The 18,359-nt window shown below is 64.9% G+C and carries 18 protein-coding genes; 10 read left to right on the top strand and 8 right to left on the bottom strand.

What is annotated here, in order from left to right:
* Window position 1 precedes the first annotated feature (1 nt).
* From NX862_RS13560 to NX862_RS13540, 5 genes are read right to left on the bottom strand one after another with little or no spacing between them, the layout of a single operon-like run.
* Window positions 2–922: a Gfo/Idh/MocA family oxidoreductase gene (locus NX862_RS13560; protein WP_264494458.1), complete on the bottom strand. Its 921-nt coding sequence runs from the start codon at window positions 920–922 to the stop codon at window positions 2–4.
* Entirely contained in the window at window positions 919–2,031 is a 1,113-nt protein-coding gene (locus NX862_RS13555; protein WP_264494457.1) for a Gfo/Idh/MocA family protein, read from the bottom strand. The genes NX862_RS13560 and NX862_RS13555 overlap by 4 nt, the downstream gene beginning before the upstream one ends.
* Entirely contained in the window at window positions 2,031–2,969 is a 939-nt protein-coding gene (locus NX862_RS13550; RefSeq protein WP_264494456.1) for a hydroxyacid dehydrogenase, read from the bottom strand. The genes NX862_RS13555 and NX862_RS13550 overlap by 1 nt, the downstream gene beginning before the upstream one ends.
* On the bottom strand, window positions 2,969–3,775 hold the full coding sequence (locus NX862_RS13545) for an HpcH/HpaI aldolase family protein (protein ID WP_264494455.1): 807 nt from the start codon (window positions 3,773–3,775) through the stop codon (window positions 2,969–2,971). The genes NX862_RS13550 and NX862_RS13545 overlap by 1 nt, the downstream gene beginning before the upstream one ends.
* Entirely contained in the window at window positions 3,772–5,202 is a 1,431-nt protein-coding gene (locus NX862_RS13540; protein ID WP_264494454.1) for an NAD-dependent succinate-semialdehyde dehydrogenase, read from the bottom strand. The genes NX862_RS13545 and NX862_RS13540 overlap by 4 nt, the downstream gene beginning before the upstream one ends.
* Before the next feature lie 137 nt (window positions 5,203–5,339).
* Here NX862_RS13540 and iolD point away from each other — a divergent pair, with 137 nt between their 5' ends.
* Genes iolD through NX862_RS13525 form a run of 3 tightly spaced genes read left to right on the top strand, consistent with a single transcriptional unit; the run spans window position 5,340 to window position 8,921 of the window.
* Window positions 5,340–7,211: a 3D-(3,5/4)-trihydroxycyclohexane-1,2-dione acylhydrolase (decyclizing) gene (gene iolD / locus NX862_RS13535; protein ID WP_264494453.1), complete on the top strand. Its 1,872-nt coding sequence runs from the start codon at window positions 5,340–5,342 to the stop codon at window positions 7,209–7,211.
* A gap of 1 nt (window position 7,212) precedes the next feature.
* Window positions 7,213–8,115: a myo-inosose-2 dehydratase gene (gene iolE / locus NX862_RS13530; RefSeq protein WP_264494452.1), complete on the top strand. Its 903-nt coding sequence runs from the start codon at window positions 7,213–7,215 to the stop codon at window positions 8,113–8,115.
* Window positions 8,112–8,921, top strand: a complete 810-nt coding sequence (locus tag NX862_RS13525) for an SDR family oxidoreductase (protein ID WP_264494451.1) — start codon at window positions 8,112–8,114, stop codon at window positions 8,919–8,921. Before iolE ends, NX862_RS13525 begins: the two co-directional genes overlap by 4 nt.
* Before the next feature lie 178 nt (window positions 8,922–9,099).
* Here the strand turns inward: NX862_RS13525 and NX862_RS13520 are convergent, their stop codons facing one another.
* Window positions 9,100–9,960, bottom strand: coding sequence for a MurR/RpiR family transcriptional regulator (locus NX862_RS13520; RefSeq protein ID WP_264494450.1), 861 nt, complete (start codon window positions 9,958–9,960; stop codon window positions 9,100–9,102).
* Window positions 9,961–10,170: 210 nt separating this feature from the next.
* Between NX862_RS13520 and xylF the strand changes: the two genes are divergently transcribed.
* From xylF to NX862_RS13485, 7 genes are all read left to right on the top strand, one after another.
* Window positions 10,171–11,193 (top strand): D-xylose ABC transporter substrate-binding protein, encoded by a 1,023-nt coding sequence (gene xylF / locus NX862_RS13515; RefSeq protein ID WP_264494449.1) that lies wholly within the window; start codon window positions 10,171–10,173, stop codon window positions 11,191–11,193.
* A 60-nt stretch (window positions 11,194–11,253) separates the two neighbouring features.
* The gene (locus NX862_RS13510; RefSeq protein WP_264494448.1) at window positions 11,254–12,519 is read left to right on the top strand and encodes a sugar ABC transporter permease; all 1,266 of its coding nucleotides are present in this window, start codon (window positions 11,254–11,256) and stop codon (window positions 12,517–12,519) included.
* Between the two features lies 1 nt (window position 12,520).
* Window positions 12,521–13,264 (top strand): ATP-binding cassette domain-containing protein, encoded by a 744-nt coding sequence (locus NX862_RS13505; RefSeq protein WP_264494447.1) that lies wholly within the window; start codon window positions 12,521–12,523, stop codon window positions 13,262–13,264.
* Complete coding sequence (locus tag NX862_RS13500; protein WP_264494446.1) at window positions 13,261–14,322, top strand: Gfo/Idh/MocA family protein; 1,062 nt, start codon at window positions 13,261–13,263, stop codon at window positions 14,320–14,322. Before NX862_RS13505 ends, NX862_RS13500 begins: the two co-directional genes overlap by 4 nt.
* Window positions 14,323–14,662: 340 nt before the next feature.
* Window positions 14,663–15,019, top strand: a complete 357-nt coding sequence (locus tag NX862_RS13495) for a YciI family protein (protein WP_264494445.1) — start codon at window positions 14,663–14,665, stop codon at window positions 15,017–15,019.
* Window positions 15,016–16,197, top strand: coding sequence for an RNA polymerase sigma factor (locus NX862_RS13490; protein WP_264494444.1), 1,182 nt, complete (start codon window positions 15,016–15,018; stop codon window positions 16,195–16,197). The genes NX862_RS13495 and NX862_RS13490 overlap by 4 nt, the downstream gene beginning before the upstream one ends.
* 173 nt (window positions 16,198–16,370) lie before the next feature.
* Window positions 16,371–16,580 (top strand): YgaP family membrane protein, encoded by a 210-nt coding sequence (locus NX862_RS13485; protein WP_264494443.1) that lies wholly within the window; start codon window positions 16,371–16,373, stop codon window positions 16,578–16,580.
* A gap of 196 nt (window positions 16,581–16,776) precedes the next feature.
* Here the strand turns inward: NX862_RS13485 and NX862_RS13480 are convergent, their stop codons facing one another.
* Window positions 16,777–16,980 (bottom strand): YgaP family membrane protein, encoded by a 204-nt coding sequence (locus NX862_RS13480; protein ID WP_264494442.1) that lies wholly within the window; start codon window positions 16,978–16,980, stop codon window positions 16,777–16,779.
* A gap of 87 nt (window positions 16,981–17,067) precedes the next feature.
* Complete coding sequence (locus NX862_RS13475) at window positions 17,068–18,354, bottom strand: NAD(P)/FAD-dependent oxidoreductase (RefSeq protein ID WP_264494441.1); 1,287 nt, start codon at window positions 18,352–18,354, stop codon at window positions 17,068–17,070.
* Window positions 18,355–18,359 lie beyond the last annotated feature (5 nt).

Raw genomic sequence — 18,359 nt, 5'->3', positions numbered from 1 at the left:
CTCAAGCCTCGTAAAGCGATGGTTTGGCGGGAAGGCTGATGGTCTGGGCCAAGCCAGAGGCCAGGCCCGGGATGATCTGTTCGGCAATCGCCGTTGCAGCATAGCCGTCCCAGGCCGTGGCACCGGGCAGCACGCCCGAGGCCACACCGGCCACAAAGGCCGTCATCTGCGCCCGGTAGGCCTCCGCAAAGCGCGGCACCCAGTTCATCGGGTAGCCATGGCCGTGATGGCCCTCACGGTTGGTGACAATGCGGGTGGGCTGCGCCATGGCGACCGTGCCGCGACGCCCCACCAGTTCGGCATGGACGTGATAGCCATAGGCCGCGTTCATGAAGACCTCGGTGGAAATCAGCACGCCCTTGGCCGTCCGCATCGTCACAAGCATCGGATCTTGGCCCACCACCCGGGCCTCGGTGATCTCGTCGTCAAGCATCCAGCGCGAGATGTCGATTTCGTGGACCAGAGAGTTGGTGATCGGCATGGCGCCGGTGAACCAATCGGGCGCCTGGGCGTTGCGGTGGATGTTGTGCAACAGCGCAGGCGGGCCGATGTCACAGGCCTTCATCGCAAGGTAAGCCGGGTCAAAGCGGCGCATGTAACCCACTTGCACCAGACGGCGGCCAAGGGTGGTTTCGGCCTGCACCACCTCCCAAGCCTCGGCAGAGGTGGCCCCCAGCGGCTTTTCGCAGAGCACCGGCTTGCCCGCCGCGATGCAGGCCAGCGCAAGGCCGGCATGGGTCGCGTCGGGGCTGGCGATGACCACGGCATCGACCGCATGGATCAGCTCCAGCGGGTCGCTGTGAGTGCAATCTCGCACCGGGTCGCAGGTGGCGGCCAGATAGGCGCCGCGCACCTCGTCACGCAACAGGCGGGCGTGGTCGGCCCCCATGACGCCAAGGCCTATGACACCAACGGCGATCATGCCACGTCGATCCAGCGTTCCTCGCGCGAGGAGGCCTGGATCGTCTCGATCAGGGTTTGGATGCGCAGGCCCTTGCGGAAGTTGAAGGGCTCCGCCGCGCCGCCGATGGCCTGGATATAGCCCGCCACCTCGATGGCCTTGAGGTCGTTGAAGCCCAGTTGGTGGCCTGCTGCCACGCAGAACAACCCATAGGGCGCGTGATCTGGCGAGGCCTCGATGCGGCGGAAGCCCTGGCGGCCCTTGGGGTCTTGGGTGTTGAAGAAGTTCAAGACGTTGAAATGTTCCTGCGAAAAGGCCAGGGCGCCCTTGGTGCCATAGACCTCGAAGTCATGCTGCATCTTGCGGCCCGTGGCGATCCAGTTGCCCTCGATGGACCCGCTGGCGCCGTTTTCAAAGCGCAGGAAGGCGCGGCCAAGGTCGTCGACGGTGACCGCTTTGCGCCCACCCCGCCCGTCGGGGCGTTCGTGGATCATGGTGACACAATGGCCCATGACACGGGTGATGGGGCCACAGAGGAACTCGGCCGTGGCCAGCGCATGGGACCCGATATCGGCCAAAGCGCCGCCGCCCGCCGGGTCGTGGCGGAAGGTCCAGTTGCCCGAGGGGTCGGCCATGTAGTCTTCGCAGTGGATGCCGCGATAGCCACGGATCTCGCCCAGCTCTCCGGCCTGGATCATGTCGCGGGCCAGAGCCAGCATCGGGTTGCAGAGGTAGTTGAAGCCCACTTGCGTTTTCACGCCCTTGGCCTCGGCGGCCAAGGTCATCTCCAAAGCGTCCTTGGCCAAGGGCGCCAGCGGCTTTTCGCAATAGACATGCTTGCCCGCAGCGATGGCGGCCAAGGACATCTCTTTGTGCAACGCATTGGGCGCGGTGATCGAGACCACGTCAATCGCGGGGTCCGCAATGATCGTGCGCCAATCGGCGGTGGCCTGTTCAAAGCCCAGGGCCTGACGGGCGCGCTCGGCCGCCTCGGGGGTGATGTCGGCCACGGTGTGCAGGTGCAGATCGAAGGGCAGATCAAAGACCTTGGGGGCCGAGGTAAAGCCATAGACATGGGCCTTGCCCATGAAGCCGGTGCCGATCAGGCCGATGTTCAGACGCTTTTTCATCAGGATACCTTGTTCACGATCAGCGAGGGGTCCAGCCGCCCCGCAAAGAAATCAAGCACGTTCTGCACCGAAGCCAGGGCCATGCGCTCGGCACATTCCACGGTCAGGGCAGCATTGTGCGGGGTGAGGATGGCGTTTTCCAGCCCAAAGAGGGGATGGTCCGGGCTTGGCGGCTCGGCGTCAAAGACCTCGATTCCCGCGCCGCCGAGGTGGCTTTGCAGGGCTGCGGCAAGGGCCACCTCGTCGATCAGGCCCCCCCGCGCCGTGTTGACGACGACGGCGCCGGGCTTCATCGCGGCAAGCTGAGCCGCCCCCAGGATGCAGCGGTCGGCGCGCGGAAGGTGCAAGGACACCGCATCGGCGAGCGCTAGCCCCGCCTCAAGGTCGGTGACGCGGGTGGCCAGGTCGGGCCAATCGGTGACGAAAGGGTCATAGGCCGTGACCTTCATGCCAAAGGCCCGCGCCATGCCCGCCAGATGCCGCCCGATGCGGCCAAAGCCGAGGATCAGCAGGGTTTTCCCTGCAACCTCATGGGTTTGCAAGCCGTTCCTCCAGCCCCAATTCCCCGCCCGTGTCGCCCGGTCCGCCGCGATCAGCCGATGGGAGGCCGCCAGGATCAGCATCATCGCATGTTCGGCAACCCCGGCCGAGTTCACATCCCCCACGATGCACAGCGGGATGTTCCGCGCGTTCAGCGCCGCGACATCCACCGCATCATAGCCCACGCCATGACGCGAGACGATCTTCAGCCCCGGCGCCTTGGCGACCGATGCCGCCGAAAGGGGTTGGGTCCGGATCACCAAGGCATCGGCACGCGGCAGGGCCTCTTGATAGGAGGCCTCGGTGATCGCCTCAAAGTAATCAAAGCTGAGGCCAGAGCCGCGCAGAAGGTCCAGCCCCGAAGGATGCAGTTTCCCCGCCACCAGAAGATGCGGCATCAATAAGCCCCCCCTTCGGTTTTTGCGGTGCCCTTGGTCAACTCGCGGAACTTCGTCACCGCAGCCCCCGCCGCCGCCGCCAGAAAGCGACTGTCGCCGCCCACCGTGGTCAGATCAAAGCCCCAGCCGATGGCTTTCGCGGCATAATCCGGCGTCCCGCAATGGATGCCCGCCCGGATGCCGGCCTTTTTCGCCGCAGCCAGGATGGTCTGGATGGCGGCAATCATCTCTGGCTCTTCGCGGTCAAAGCCGGGGGCCAGGCGGCCTTGGGTCAGGGACAGCGTCAGGTCGGCGGGGCCGATGTAAAGCCCGTCCAGCCCCGGGGTCGCCGCGATGGCATCGACATTGGCAAAGGCCTCCGCCGTTTCGATCATCGCAAGGCCGATCATGTTGTCATTGGCCTCGCCGGCGTAATTCGCACCGGCGGCAAAGCTGACCCGGGTCGGGCCAAAGCTGCGCTCGCCATGCGGCGGATAGCGCAGGCAGCGCACGAAAGCCGCCGCATCCTCGGCGGTGTTCACCATCGGGCAGATGATGCCATAGGCGCCGGCGTCCAGCGCCTTCATGATCACCCCGGGCTCGTTCCAGGGCACGCGGGCCATCAGGACCGCACCGCTGGCCCGCATCGCCTGGAACATCGGCAGGACGGCCGAATAATCCAAAGCGCCGTGCTGCATGTCGATGGTCACAGAATCAAACCCCTGCGCCGCCATGATCTCGGCGGTGAAGGGGTTGCCGATGGAACACCACCCGTTGATCGCCGGTTTCCCCTCGGCCCACAAAGCTTTCAGACGGTTCGCGATCATGCCCAGACCACCTGTGAGGATTTGACGTCCAGGTAATCGCGGATGCCTTCCGTGCCGCCCTCGCGCCCCATGCCAGAGTGGTTGGTGCCGCCAAAGGGCGCCTCAGAGGCCGCCATGGCAAAGGAGTTGATCCCCACCATCCCGGCCTTGAGCCCCGCCACGGTGCGGCGCGCGCGCCCGGGGTTGGTCGTGAACGCATAGGCCGACAGGCCCATATCGGTGCTGTTGGCGCGCGCCAGAACCTCATCCTCGTCGCGGAAACGGGTGATGGCCGCGATGGGGCCGAAGTTTTCCTCGGCCATCACCGCCATGTCGTCAGAGCAATCGGCCAGAACCGTGGGCAAATAGAAATGGCCCGCGTTAAAGCCCGCCCGTGCCCCGCCGGTGACCAGGCGCGCGCCCGCGGCCTCGGCGCCTGCCACGATCTTTTCCATCTCGGCCAGGCGGCCTGCGTTGATCAGCGGCCCCATGCCCACCGTTGGGTCCAGGCCATCGCCCAGCTTGATCGCCTCGGCCCTCGCGGCAAAGCCCGCGACAAAGGCGTCATGCAGGCTCTCATGGACATAAAAGCGGTCGCCCGTCACGCAGACCTGGCCCGCATTGGCAAACTTGGTCGGCACGGCAAGGTTCAGGGCGCCTTCCAGGTCGGCATCGTCATAGATGATGACGGGGGCGTTGCCGCCCAGCTCCATCGAGACTTTTTTCAGCGTGGCGGCCGCGTCGCGGATCATCTGCTGACCCACCCTTGTCGAGCCCGTCAACGACACCTTGCGCACCCGTTTGTCCGCCATGATCGGCGCATAGGTCGTCGCAGTCGGCCCGACCACCAGGCCCAAAGTCCCCTCCGGCAAGCCCCCCGCCCGGCAGCAATCGACCATGACCATGGCCACGCCCGGCGTCTGGCTTGAGGGCCGGACAATGACCGAACAGCCCGCAGCCAGCGCGGGCGCCACCTTGCGCGCGATCAGGGCGGCGGGGAAGTTCCAGGCGGTGAAGGCGGCCACGATGCCCACCGGCTCGTGGTGGATCTCGAACCGGCCGCCCGGCACACGGGATTCGACGATGCGGCCATAGATCCGGCGGGCTTCCTCGGCATACCAGCGGAACTGGTCGACGCTCAGGCCCCATTCGCGGCCCGATTGCGCAATCGGCTTGCCGGTCTCAAGGCTGATCATCCGCGCCGCCTCATCCGTGCGGCGGGCCATCTCGTCGGCGATCTTGTGCAGCGCATCGGCGCGGGCAAAGGCGGCCGTCGCCCCCCAGGCCTTCAGGCCGCGTGCCGCAGCCTCGATGGCGGCGGCGGTCTCGGCCAGACCGGCCTGCGGGCACAGACCCAAGGGCTTTTCTGTCACCGGGGAAAAGACCGCCGCGGTCTCGGCGCCCTGCACCCAGGCACCCCCGAGGAATAGTCCATAGTTTTCATACATCCCGGCTCTCTCCCCCAACTGCACTTCTGCAAAATCCATCCCGGACCCGCTTACGCAATCATCATTGCATAAGATTGTTGTTGTCAATATTCAATGATCAAGTTTATTGTTCCGGCAAATCTCAGGGAGGAGTTCACATGGGCCAGTCAACGATCAGCCTTACGATGGCACAGGCTTTGGTGCGCTGGCTTTGCGCGCAGATGACCGAGATCGACGGCGAGAAAGTGCCGCTGTTCGCCGGCGTCTTTGGCATCTTTGGCCATGGCAATGTCACCTGCCTGTCCGAGGCCTTGGAGGCCGTGCAGGACCAATTGCCGACCTGGCGCGGCCAGAATGAGCAGTCGATGGCCCTGGCCGCCATCGGTTTTGCCAAGGCGAAACGGCGGCGTCAACTGATGGTGGCGACCTCGTCCATCGGGCCAGGAGCGCTTAACATGGTGACGGCGGCGGGGACGGCCCATGCCAACCGCCTGCCCCTGCTGTTGATCGCGGGCGATACCTTTACCAACCGCCTGCCCGATCCGGTCTTGCAGCAGGTCGAACACTACAACAACCCGACGCTGACCGTGAACGACGCCTTCAAGGCGGTGACGCGCTATTGGGACCGCATCACCCATCCGGCGCAGCTGATCCAGTCCTTGCCCCAGGCCGTGGGCGCCATGCTGGACCCGGCCGATTGCGGCCCGGCCTTCCTTGCCCTGCCGCAGGACACGCAGGAGCTGGCCTTCGACTACCCGGAGGTGTTTTTCGAAGAGCGCGTCTGGCGCATCCCCCGCCCCCGCGCGGATCGGCAGACCCTGGCCGAGGCGGCGGCTTTGCTCAAGACCGCCAAGACCCCGCTGATCATTGCAGGCGGCGGTGTGCGCTATTCCGGTGCGGAAACCGCGCTTCAGGCCTTTGCGGTCAAGCACGGTATCCCGGTGGTCGAGACCATCGCGGGCAAAGGCGGCCTGACCCATGCCGATCCGGTGCATTGCGGGCCGATCGGGATCATCGGCTCGACCTCGGCCAATGCTTTGGCGGCCGAAGCCGATGTGATCTTGGCAGTCGGCACGCGGTTGCAGGACTTCACGACGGGGTCCTGGACGGCCTTCGCGCAGGACGCCCGGTTCATCGCGATCAACGCCGCGCGGTTTGACGCCTTGAAGCACCGCGCGCTTGCCGTCGTCAGCGACGCTTTGGAGGGGATCACCGAGCTTGACGCCGCCCTGGGCGATTGGGCCGCGCCAAAGGCCCACCTGCCGCGCGCCAAAGCTTTGTTCGCGGAATGGGACGCGCTCTTGGACACCCACCAGCTGCCCACCAATGCCCCTGTGCCGACCTATGCGCAGGTGGTGCATGTGGTGAACGACTGGGCCGCGCCGAATGACACCTTGATCGCGGCGGCGGGTGGCATCCCCGGCGAGGTCGCCAAGGGCTGGCGCGTCAAGGACCCGAACACCTTTGATCTGGAGTTCGGCTTCTCCTGCATGGGCTATGAGATCGCGGCCGGTTGGGGCTGTGCAATGGCTCAGGACGGCCCCGGCGGTCTTGGCGGCACGCCCATCGTCATGCTGGGCGATGGCACCTATATGATGATGAACTCGGACATCTATTCGACGGTCCTGTCGGGTCACAAGATGATCGTCGTGGTCTGCGACAACGGCGGCTATGCGGTGATCTCGCGGCTGCAGCAGTTCAAGGGCGTGCCGGGGTTCAACAACCTGCTCAAGGACTGCCGGATCACCGACAAGGCCAACCCGCTGCATGTCGATTTCGCGGCCCATGCGGCCTCGATGGGGGCCTTGTCGCGCAAGGTGGAAAGCCTGGCCGACCTGGCAGAGGCTTTGGACTGGGCGCGGGGCAATGACCGCACGACCCTGATCACCATCACGACCGACGCCTATTCCTGGGTCCCCGGTGACGCAGATTGGGATGTGGGCGTGCCGGAAGTGTCCGACCGCGAGACGGTCAAGGTAGCGCGCGAGGCACAAATCGCCATCCGCGCCAAGCAACGTATCGGAGTGTAATATGCCCATCTTGAAAGCCAAACTCGGGATTGCCCCCATCGCCTGGTGGAATGACGACCTGGCCGAACTCTCGGACGATGTGTCGCTGGAAGAATGTCTGCGTCAAGCCGCCGAGGCGGGCTTTACCGGCATGGAGACCGGCCGGCGCTTTCCGATGGATATGGGCGAACTTGGCCCGATCCTCGCCCGCCACGGGATCTCGGTCTGTGGCGGCTGGTTCTCGGGCCTGTTGTTGGACGGGGATATCGAGGTCGAAAAGGACCGGATCGCCGCGCAACATGCCTTCTTCAAGGCCGCAGGCGCGCCCTGCATCGTCTATGGCGAGACTGCGCGCAGCGTCCAAGGCGTGAAGTCCGCTCCACTGACAACCAAACCCCGCCTGAGCGAGGCCGAGATTGCGGTCTATGGCCGCAAGATCAGCGACTTTGCCGATTGGTGCGCGGGGAACGGGATGCCGATTTCCTATCATCACCACATGGCCGCCGCGATCGAGACGGAAGCGGAGCTGGACCTATTGATGAAGCACTCCACCGTGCCCTTGCTGTTCGACGCCGGGCATATGGCCTTTGCGGGCGGTGACAATCTGGCGGTGATCGAGAAGCATCACGCCCGCATCACCCATGTCCATACCAAAGACATCCGGGCCAAGGTGGTGGATGGTCTGGACCGCAGCCGCGAGTCTTTCCTCGATGCCGTGGTCAAGGGCGCCTTCACCGTGCCGGGCGATGGGTCTTTGGACTTCGAAGTTCTGGTCAAGGCTCTGGCCGCCAAGGGCTATGAGGGTTGGTTCGTCGTCGAGGCGGAACAGGACCCGAAAGTCTCTCCGCCTTTGGAGATGGCCAAGAAGGGCCATAAGGAGTTGCTGCGGGTGATGGCGGCTGCGGGCTATGAGGTCGCGCCATGAACCGCATGGACGGCAAGGTCTGCGTCATCACCGGGGCGACGCAGGGGCTTGGCGCGGCGATTGCCCGGCGCTTGGCGGCCGCTGGCGCCAAGGGGATCGTCGTCACCGGGCGCAATGCCGAACGCGGCGCCTTGGTCGCCCGGCACATCGCGGAAGAACACGGGATCTGGGCGCATTTCGTCCAGGCCGACTTCGCGCAGGTCGAGGATTGCCGCAAGGTCATCGCCGAGACCGATCGGCTGTTTGGCCGGCTGGATGTGCTGGTCAACGCCGGCGCCTCCACCGCGCGGGGGACGATCATCGACACCTCGCCCGAGACATTTGACGCGCTCTTTGCCACCAATGTCCGCGGCCCCTATTTCCTGATGCAAGAGGCGATCCGGCTGATGATCGCCAAGGACATCCAAGGCGCGATCTGCAACATCGGCTCGATCTCGGCGCTGTCGGGCCAGCCCTTCATCAACGCCTATTGCGCGTCGAAAGGCGCCCTGACCACGCTGACCGCCAATACGGCGTTTTCGGTGATGGCCAACCGCATCCGCGTCAACCAGCTGAACGTCGGCTGGATGGCATCGGACAATGAACGCGCGCTTCAGGCCGGACAGGACCCCGATTGGGAGGCCAAGGCGCAAGCGGCGCTCCCCTTCGGTCGCCTCGTCGACCCCGAAGAGGCCGCGCGGGCGGTCAACTTCCTTGTGTCAGACGACGCGGGCCTGATGACCGGCGCCATCGTGAATTACGACCAATCCGTCTGGGGCGCGGTGGCCGGCGGCATGCCGGTGCCCGAGGGACCTTTGCGGCTGTAAAACCTCCACTCCCATGGGGAAGCCGCAACGAGGGGGGCGGGACGGAGCAGCCGTCTCGCCCTTTTCACCATGTCCCCGGGCCGGCGGGATAAATCCCGCCCTACGCCCGTGAGGCGAGAGGTCCGTTTCCCGCAAGGGCGCTTTGCTTCCACAGCGTAGCCCGGGGTACACCCCGAGTTTACGGCCCCGTGACCACCGGAATCCGCGGCTTTTCGCCCTGCTGGCGGCCTGCCATGGCCACGCAAAGCGCCTGGGCAAGGCACATCGGCGCGGCCAGGCTGCGCGAGAAGGTGTATTCATGCTCGGGCACCGCAAAAAGCACGCGCGCCGACTTCGCCAAGGGCGACAGCGTCGAATCCGAGATCGCCACAACCGGCACGCCCCGCGCGGCGGTCTCTTCGACGACATTCACCACCTCGGTCGCATAGAACCGGAAGCTGACAGCGAAGAGCAGATCCGTGGGCCGCGCCACCTTGGCCATATGGGTCGTCAGGCCGCCGCTGGCATCCAGAAGCACCGTCCGCTTGCCCAGCATCGTCAGGACATAGCGCAACAGCCCTACCACCGGCTCCGAGCGCAGTTGGCCCACCAGATAGATCGTATCCGCCGCCTCCATCAAGGCCGCCGCAGCCTCAAGGTCATGGGCGCTGGTATTGGCCAAAAGGTCCTGCAACGAGGCCATGTCGCGCACCACAAGGTCGCGCAGATGGCCGATCCCGCCCTCGGTCGCGCCCAATTCATGCTCCAGCGCCTTGATGCGGGCGTCGAACCCCGGCGCGGCCGTCGACAGGCGGCGCTGGAACACCGTCTGCATCTCTTTGAAGCCCTTATACCCCAAGGTCTGCGCATAGCGCACAAAGCCCGAGGCATGGATGCCGCATTTCTCGCCGATGGCATTCACCGACATCACCGCCACGTCATTGGGGTTCTGCGTCAGGAAAACCGCGATCTTTTGATAGCTTTTCGAGGTGTTCTCAAAGCGGTCATGGATCAGGCGGATCAGATCCTCATAGGTCTCGGGCGGGCGGTAGTCGGACATGGGCGGCTCCTTCGCAGGTCAGAGTAATGGCCCCCCGCCCCCCGCGCAAGCATTGGACGTTGCGACGTGGAAAACCGCATTGGCAACGTCTATTGCCTACGATTGAAATTGACAAATAAACCGAATCTGCATCTTATGAAGGCCGGAGAATATGCCTGCTGGCCCGGGAAGCCAGTATTCAAAGGCCAATATTCCCAGGGAGGACTACAAATGATGAAGAAAATCTTGCTGGCCACCGTTGCGGTGGCCGGGCTCAGCACGACTGTCCAAGCGGCTGACATGTCCGTTTGCGTGAGCTGGTCGAACTTCCGCGAAGAGCGCTGGAAGACCGACGAGGCCGCGATCAAGGGCGCCCTGGATGCCGCTGGCGCCACCTATGTCTCGGCCGATGCCCAGACCTCGGCCACCAAGCAATTGGCCGATATCGAAGGCATGATCACCCAAGGCTGCTCGGCGCTGATCATCCTGGCGCAGGACTCGGCCTCGATCGGCCCGGCGCTGGATGCCGCCGCCGATGCCGGCATCCCGGTCGTCGGCTATGACCGCATGATCGACGATCCGCGCGCCTTTTACCTGACCTTCGACAATGTCGAAGTGGGCCGGATGCAGGCCCGCGCGGTGCTGGAGGCGATGCCCAAGGGCCGCTATGTCATGATCAAGGGCTCGCCCGTCGATCCGAACGCCGACTTCCTGCGCGGCGGTCAGCAAGAGGTCCTGCAAGCGGCCATCGACGCGGGCGACATCACCATCGTCGGCGAGGCCTATACCGACGATTGGCAGCCCGCCAATGCGCAAAAGAACATGGAACAGATCCTGACCGAGACCGACAACGGCGTCGATGCCGTTGTGGCCTCGAATGACGGGACCGCAGGTGGCGTCGTGGCGGCGCTGACCGCGCAGGGTCTGGCGGGGATGCCGGTTTCGGGTCAGGACGGCGACATGGCCGCCTTGAACCGCGTGGCGCTTGGCACGCAGACCGTGTCGGTCTGGAAGGACAGCCGCGCGCTTGGCAAGGCCGCAGGCGAGATCGCCGTGGCGCTGGCTTCGGGCAAGGCCATGACCGAGGTCGAAGGTTCGGCCGTCTTCAAGTCGCCGGGCGGCAAAGAGCTGAACTCGGTCCTTCTGAAGCCGGTTCCGGTCACGCAAGCCAACCTGAATGTCGTTCTGGATGCGGGCTGGATCACCAAGGATCTGCTCTGCCAGGGCGGCGCCACGGTCGACGTCTGCAAGTAACCTTTGGGCGAGAAAGGCGCCGTCCCACCCGGGGCGGCGCCATTTTGCAAGGATAATCCCATGAGCGACCCAACCCGCCGCAGCCTTGCCGACACGCTGGAGCTGGACAAGCGCCTGTTTGGCATGATCATCGCCTTTGCGGTGCTGTGCCTGGTGTTTCAATATCAGACCGGCGGAACCTTCCTGTCGGCGCGCAATATCTTCAACATTTCGGTGCAGACGGTCTCCGTGGGCATCATGGCGACGGGGATGGTCTTTGTCATCGTCTCGCGCAATATCGACCTGTCGGTGGGATCGGTGCTGGCCACCTGCTCGGCGATCATGGGGATGCTGCAGACCCAATGGCTGGTGCAGGTGACGGGGCTTGGCACGGGGACGACTTTGGTTGTGTCGATCGTGGTGGGCCTTGGCGCGGGGACGCTGATTGGCGCCGCCACCGGCTGGATGGTGGGCTATCAGCGCATCCCGTCCTTCATCGTGACGCTGGGCGGGCTGCTGATCTGGCGCAACGTCGCCTGGTATACGACCAATGGCCAATCGGTGGCCCTGCGGGACCCGCGGCTTTTGGCCTTTGGCGGGACCGAGGGCGTGATGGGGCCGGAGTGGAGCTGGGTTCTGGGCGCTTTGGCCACGCTGGCGGCCTCGGCTGCGGTGCTTTCGGCCCGGCGCGGCAAGCAGCGCCACGGCTTCCTGGTCAAGCCGGTCTGGGCCGAGGGCCTGCTGATCGCCATGATCGCGGGCGGCATCCTGGGCTTTGTGGCCTTGGTCAATTCCTATGAAATCCCGGTCGGCAAGCTGAAGCGCATCTTCGAGGCGCAGGGCATGGCGGTGCCCGAGGGCTTTGTGGCCTATCACGGCCTGCCGATTTCCGTGCTGATCCTGGTGGCGGTGGCGGTCTCCATGACCGTGATCGCGCAAAAGACCCGGCTGGGGCGCTATATCTATGCCATCGGCGGCAATCCGGATGCGGCAGAGCTGTCGGGGATCAACACCCGCATGATGACGGTCAAGATCTTTGCGCTGATGGGGTTCCTGTGTGGTCTGGCGGCGCTGGTGGCGCAGGCGCGGTTGCAAAGCCACGGCAATGACATCGGCACTTTGGACGAACTCAAGGTGATTGCGGCCACGGTCATCGGCGGCACGGCCTTGGCCGGCGGCGTCGGCACGATCTATGGCGCGCTTCTGGGCGCCCTGGTGATGCAGTCCCTGCAATCGGGCATGGCGATGATCGGGGTGGATACGCCCTTTCAGAACATCGTCGTGGGCGGCGTGCTGATCATCGCCGTCTGGATCGACATCTTCTATCGCAAGCGCATGGGGGCCTGACATGACACCTTTGTTGGAGATGCGCGACATCTCGATTTCCTTCGGCGGCATCAAGGCGGTGGATCACGTCACCATCGACCTGATGCCGGGCGAGGTCGTGGGCCTTCTGGGTCACAATGGCGCGGGCAAATCGACGCTGATCAAATGCCTGTCCGGCGCCTATCAGGCGGACCAGGGCCAGATCCTGGTCGAGGGTCGCCCGGTGACGATCCAGAACCCCCGCGACGCCCGCGCGCTGAACATCGAGACGATCTATCAGACCCTTGCGCTGTCCGACAACCTGGATGCGGCGGCCAACCTCTTTCTGGGGCGCGAGATGATGACCCGCCTGGGCTTCATCGACGAGGCCCGGATGGAGGCAGAGACCCGCCGCATCATGGGCCGGTTGAACCCAAACTTCCGCAAGTTCTCGGTGCCGGTCTCCGCGCTTTCGGGCGGTCAGCGCCAGTCGGTGGCTATTGCGCGGGCGGTCTATTTCAACGCCAAGATCCTGATCATGGACGAGCCCACCGCCGCTCTTGGTCCGCATGAGACGCAGATGGTGGCCGAGCTGATCCAGGAGCTGAAAGCCCAGGGTCTGGGCATCATCCTGATCGAACATGACATCCACAATGTGATGAAGCTGTGCGACCGCGCCTCGGTGATGAAGAATGGCCAATTGGTCGGCACGGTGAAGGTCGACGAGGTGACCGACGAAGAGATCCTGGCCATGATCATCCTGGGCAAGAAGCCGGTGCGCGCATGATCCGTTATGCTGTCATCGGCGCGGGCTGGATCGCGCAAGAAGCCTTCCTGCCCGGCGTCCCCGCCACCGGCAACTCCCGCGTGCAGGCCCTGGTCTCGGGCCATCCCCGCGCGCGGGAGCTGGCCGATTTCCACGCCATCCCCGAGGTGCTTGGCTACGCCGATTACGACGCGCTGGTGGCCTCTGACCGGATCGACGCGGTCTATATCGCGCTGCCCAATTCGATGCATGCCGATTATGCGATCCGGGCGCTGAAGGCGGGCAAACATGTCCTGGTGGAAAAGCCCTTGGCCACGACGCTGGAGGACTCCCGCGCGATGATCGCAGCCGCCGAGGCCGCGGGGCGGTTCCTGATGACCGCCTACCGGCTGCACAATGAACCCGGCACGCTGGCGGCGCTGCAAGCGATCCGCGATGGCAAGATCGGGCAACCGGTGCATTTCTCCTCGGCCTTCGGCTTCCAAAGCGCCATCGGCAACCACCGGCTTCAGGCCTCGCATTGGGGCGGGCCCTTGCAGGACATCGGCGTCTATTGCCTGAACGCCGCCCGCCATGTCTTTGCCGCCGAGCCTCTGGCCGTGCAGGCCATGGCCCACAGCCCCGATGACCCGCGATTTGCCGAGATCGACGCCCATATCGCGGTGACATTGCGCTTTCCCCAAGGCCTCGCGCAGTTCTTTTGCAGCTTTGGCACCGAGGCGGTCGAATATTACCGCGTCCTTGGCACCCATGGCGAATTGACGGTCGACCCGGCCTTCCGCTTCGAACCGGCGATGTCCCTGCGGCTGCGGCAAGGCGACCGCGTCACCGTCACCGACTTTCCAGCGGTCGATCATTTCGCGGGGCAATTGGCCTATTTCTCGGACTGCATCGCCACGGGCCAGCCGCCCGAGGCCGATGGCGCCGAGGGTCTGGCCGACATGGCCGCCCTTCTGGCCATCGAAGAGGCCATCCGGACCGGCGCCACGGTCCCCCTGACCCTGCCGCCCCGCCCCCGCCACCCGGATGCGACGATGGAGCGCCGCTTTGCCCCCACGACGCATCGGCTTTTGCTCTGACCCCGGGGCCTAAAGGCGCCAAACCCGTCTGAACCAGGCCGCCAGACCTCCTCTGTGCGGCCTGGGGACCGTTGGATTGCGCAGCGCCTCTATCATCATCGCGGAAAACAGGTCGATCATCCTCACCTCCGGGCGCGGAGATCGCACCTGAAGATAACCGCGCCGGGGCCGGCGATTTCGACCAAAGCGCCCGTTCCGCCCCCCAGTTTTTTCCCATCCCCCCAGTTTTTTCCCATCCCCCCAGTTTTTTCCCACCCACCCCCAGTTTTTCCCAACCCCCTGTCGAAAACCGCCTTCCCCATCCGGTTACATGGCATCACCATGCCCAAGGGAGGCCGCCATGAAATACATGTTCCTGATCTATCTGGACGAAGCCAAGTTCGCCGCCATGACCCAGGCCGAGCGCGACGGCTTTGGCAATGCCATGCTGGATTACGACGAAAGCCTGATCGCCTCGGGCCATTACATTCTGGGCGAGCCGCTGAAACAGCCGCATGAGGCCATCACGCTGCGGGCCTGGGACGGGGCGCTGACCCTGACCGACGGCCCCTTCATGGAGACGAAAGAGCATCTGTCAGGCTTCATCCTGATCGAGGCGCGCGACCTGAACGAGGCCATCCAGATCGGCGCGCGGATGCCCTTGGTCAAGGTTGGTTCGATCGAACTCCGCCCGCTTGATGTGCTGACGCGGGCATGATCGACCTGGCCGCGATCTGGGCGCAGGACCGCCAAAGGGTGCTGGCGACGCTGATCCGGCTTTTGGGCGATTTCGACCGGGCAGAAGAGGCCCTGCACGAAGCCTTTCTGGCCGCGGCCGAGAAATGGCCACGCCAGGGCCTGCCCGACAACCCTTTCGGCTGGCTTGTCTCGGCCGGAAGGTTCCGTGCGCTGGACCAGATGCGGCGCGAGGCGCGGATGGGGGGCGAACTGCCCGACCTTCCCGCCCCCGAACTGGCGCCCGAATGGCAGGACGACAGCTTGCGGCTGATCTTTACCTGTTGCCACCCTGCCCCGCCGCCCGAAGCCCAGGTCGCGCTGACCCTGCGCACCGTCTGCGGGCTTGCGACCGAGGACATCGCCCGCGCCTTTCTGATCCGCCCCCCCGCGCTGGCGCAACGGATTGTGCGCGCCAAGGCACGGATCAAGGCGCTGGGGCTGGGCTATGAAATCCCCGAACCCTCCGAATTGCCCGCCCGGTTGCAGGCGGTCTTGCATGTGATCTACCTTGTGTTCAACGAAGGTTATCTGTCCGCCGCAGCCCCGCGCCCCGACCTGTCGACCGAGGCGATCCGGCTCTGCCGCCACCTGGGAGCGTTGATGCAGGACGGCGAGGTCCTGGGGCTTTTGGGCCTGATGCTGTGCCACGAGGCGCGGCGGCAAGGGCGGTTCAAGGACGGCGCCCCGGTGGCGCTGGAGGATCAGGACCGCGGCCAATGGGACCATAGGATGATCGCCGAGGGCCGGGCCTTGATCGAGCGCGCCTTTGCCAGCGGGTCGGTCGGGCCCTTCACGATCCAGGGCGCGATTGCCGCGCTACATGCCAACGCGCCCAGTGCCGGAGCGACCGATTGGGCCGAAATCGCCGGGCTTTACGCCGTGCTGGAGCGGTTGCAGCCCTCGCCCGTGGTGCGGCTGAACCGGGCGATGGCGCTGGCGATGGTGCGCGGGCCTGCGGCGGGCCTGGCGATGGTGCAGCCCCTGACGCAGGGTCCGCTTGCCAACTACCGCCTGGCGCATCTGGCCGAGGCCGATCTTCTGACCCGCCTGCAGCGCCGGCCCGAGGCCCATGCCGCCTATGGCAGGGCCCTGGCGCTGTCCTCGGATGCCGAAAAGCCCGCCATCGAAGCACTGGTGGCAAAGCTGCACGGGGCCTGACCCCGCCAAGGCCCGCTCGGCCGGGTCAGGCGGAGAGCGATCAACCAGACCCCGGCACAAAACCAGGTTTCCTTGGGTCCATATGACACAGATCATGGAACGGGGGCACAACAGGCCTATCGTGCAGCCTTGCGGCGCGGAAGAATTCCGCGGCCAGCCTCAGGAGAAAAGCGATGTTCAAGACCAACGAAGGCATGATGGATCGGGCCCTGCGGGTGATCGTCGGGCTTGGCCTTCTGGCGTGGTTTCTGGCCGACAACGGCGCGGGCGTCTGGCATTATGCCAAGCTGATCGGGGTCTTGCCCCTCGTGACCGGCCTGATCGGCAATTGCCCGCTTTACAGCGTGATTGGCCTGTCGACCTGCCCGATGAAGCGGGCCTGACCGGCAAGCACGGGGCGCGCGGGGGCCGTTTTCGGTCTCCGGCCCTTTGCCGCTTCCCCGCCGGATGGCGCGGCCCCCGGCTTGCGCCCGTTCGGGCCGGGGCACCAGAGGCGCGCCACCGGCCGCAGCCTCGGACGGACGACTTGCGGATCGCAACGGCCATGGCTGCAATCAAAGCCATGGCCGTGACGCGCATCTATTCGAAGGCACAGCCCTTCTTGATGCCAAGGGCGCGGAAGGCCGTGGCGGCGGGGCAGAAGCCGGTGAAGGAAGACTGGATCAGGTTCGCGCCGATAAAGACAGTGAACCAGACGAAATGGGCCGACACAAAGGCGGTCAGCGCGACGCTGAGCAGCACCATCACACCGGCAAAGAGAAGAACGGAACGGTCGAGGGTCATGGGTTTTCCTTTCGGTAAGTCGTTGAAGCGGGTGAGATGTCCCGGGGATTGCCGCCTCGGGTGGTCTGGGGGCGCGGCGGTTGCGGATCAGCCCTTGGTGGTTTCTTTCAGCTTGTCGATGCCAAGAACCTTCAGCGCAAGGCTTTCATAAAACGGCTCTGACTTGCCCTGGCGCAACTTGCGCAGGAAGTATTTCTCGAAGCCGACCTTGGCGAGATGGACCCATTTGCCCGAAGCCGACCAGTTGACATTGCGCGGCGGGATTTGCGGTTGGGCCACAAAGGCGATGCCCCCGTCGCCGAAATCGGCGAGGCAAATGGCGTTCCAGGTGCCCTGTTCGTCGGCCGCCTTGCCGCGCACCAGATTGCCGATGTTGTGCGCCGTGGCGGTGACCATGGATTCGATCATGAAGCCGGTTTTCGGCACGCCGCAGGGCACCGGCGTCGGGCCCATGGGCGGGATAGCGACGCAGACGCCCACGGCAAAGACATTCTTGAACGTCGGATTCTGCTGGTGCTTGTCGACGATGGTAAAGCCGCGCGGATTGCTCAGGCCCTCGATCCCCGAGACCGGCTTGATGCCGCGAAAGGCGGGCAGCATCATCGAATAGGCAAAGGGCAAGACCTTTTCGGGCTTGGCCACGCCGTCCTCACCGACCTCTTCGACGGTCATCTGACCCGCTTCGACCTTTTTCACCCGGGTCGAGGTCATCCATTTGATGTGCTTGCCGCGCATCTCGGATTCCAGAAGGCCCTTGGTGTCGCCGACGCCGTCCAGACCCAGGTGGCCCACATAGGGTTCCGGGGTCACGAAGGTCATCGGCACCTTGTCGCGGATCTTGGCGCGGCGCAGCGCGGTTTCCAGGATGAACAGGAACTCATAGGCCGGGCCGAAGCAGCTTGCGCCCTGGGCCGCGCCGATGATCACCGGGCCGGGGTTCTTCAGAAGCTCCTGGAAGACCTGTTCGGCCTTTTCGGCATGGTCGATATGGCAAACCGACTGGGTGAACCCGCCATGAGGCCCAAGGCCGGGGATCTCGTCGAAGGCCAATTCGGGGCCGGTGGCGATCACCAGGTAGTCATAGCTGACCGAGCGGCCATCGACCAACTGGATGCGGTTATCGGCCGGGTGCAGCTGTTCGGCCGCCACGGGGATGAAGTCGATCCCGCGCTTTGCCATGACAGGCGCAAGGTCCACCGTGATCTCTTCGCGCTTGCGCCAGCCCACGGCGATCCAGGGGTTGGAGGGCACAAAGTGATAGGTCGGGTCCTTGGTGATCACCGTCACCGTGTCTTCTTTGCGCAGCTGGTCCTTCAGCTCATAGGCCATGATGGCTCCTCCGAGCCCGGCCCCCAGGACGACGACATGTGCCATGATTT

Source organism: Stagnihabitans lacustris (assembly GCF_025950525.1).
In the GTDB taxonomy this organism is placed as follows: Bacteria; Pseudomonadota; Alphaproteobacteria; order Rhodobacterales; family Rhodobacteraceae; genus Stagnihabitans.
This window is presented reverse-complemented; position numbering and strand designations above follow the sequence as displayed.

Coding starts and splice junctions, on each gene's coding strand:
- NX862_RS13560 (WP_264494458.1), bottom strand. CDS start 922: ATGATCGCCGTTGGTGTCATAGGCCTTGGCGTCATGGGGGCCGACCAC.
- NX862_RS13555 (WP_264494457.1), bottom strand. CDS start 2,031: ATGAAAAAGCGTCTGAACATCGGCCTGATCGGCACCGGCTTCATGGGC.
- NX862_RS13550 (WP_264494456.1), bottom strand. CDS start 2,969: ATGCCGCATCTTCTGGTGGCGGGGAAACTGCATCCTTCGGGGCTGGAC.
- NX862_RS13545 (WP_264494455.1), bottom strand. CDS start 3,775: ATGATCGCGAACCGTCTGAAAGCTTTGTGGGCCGAGGGGAAACCGGCG.
- NX862_RS13540 (WP_264494454.1), bottom strand. CDS start 5,202: ATGTATGAAAACTATGGACTATTCCTCGGGGGTGCCTGGGTGCAGGGC.
- iolD (WP_264494453.1), top strand. CDS start 5,340: ATGGGCCAGTCAACGATCAGCCTTACGATGGCACAGGCTTTGGTGCGC.
- iolE (WP_264494452.1), top strand. CDS start 7,213: ATGCCCATCTTGAAAGCCAAACTCGGGATTGCCCCCATCGCCTGGTGG.
- NX862_RS13525 (WP_264494451.1), top strand. CDS start 8,112: ATGAACCGCATGGACGGCAAGGTCTGCGTCATCACCGGGGCGACGCAG.
- NX862_RS13520 (WP_264494450.1), bottom strand. CDS start 9,960: ATGTCCGACTACCGCCCGCCCGAGACCTATGAGGATCTGATCCGCCTG.
- xylF (WP_264494449.1), top strand. CDS start 10,171: ATGATGAAGAAAATCTTGCTGGCCACCGTTGCGGTGGCCGGGCTCAGC.
- NX862_RS13510 (WP_264494448.1), top strand. CDS start 11,254: ATGAGCGACCCAACCCGCCGCAGCCTTGCCGACACGCTGGAGCTGGAC.
- NX862_RS13505 (WP_264494447.1), top strand. CDS start 12,521: ATGACACCTTTGTTGGAGATGCGCGACATCTCGATTTCCTTCGGCGGC.
- NX862_RS13500 (WP_264494446.1), top strand. CDS start 13,261: ATGATCCGTTATGCTGTCATCGGCGCGGGCTGGATCGCGCAAGAAGCC.
- NX862_RS13495 (WP_264494445.1), top strand. CDS start 14,663: ATGAAATACATGTTCCTGATCTATCTGGACGAAGCCAAGTTCGCCGCC.
- NX862_RS13490 (WP_264494444.1), top strand. CDS start 15,016: ATGATCGACCTGGCCGCGATCTGGGCGCAGGACCGCCAAAGGGTGCTG.
- NX862_RS13485 (WP_264494443.1), top strand. CDS start 16,371: ATGTTCAAGACCAACGAAGGCATGATGGATCGGGCCCTGCGGGTGATC.
- NX862_RS13480 (WP_264494442.1), bottom strand. CDS start 16,980: ATGACCCTCGACCGTTCCGTTCTTCTCTTTGCCGGTGTGATGGTGCTG.
- NX862_RS13475 (WP_264494441.1), bottom strand. CDS start 18,354: ATGGCACATGTCGTCGTCCTGGGGGCCGGGCTCGGAGGAGCCATCATG.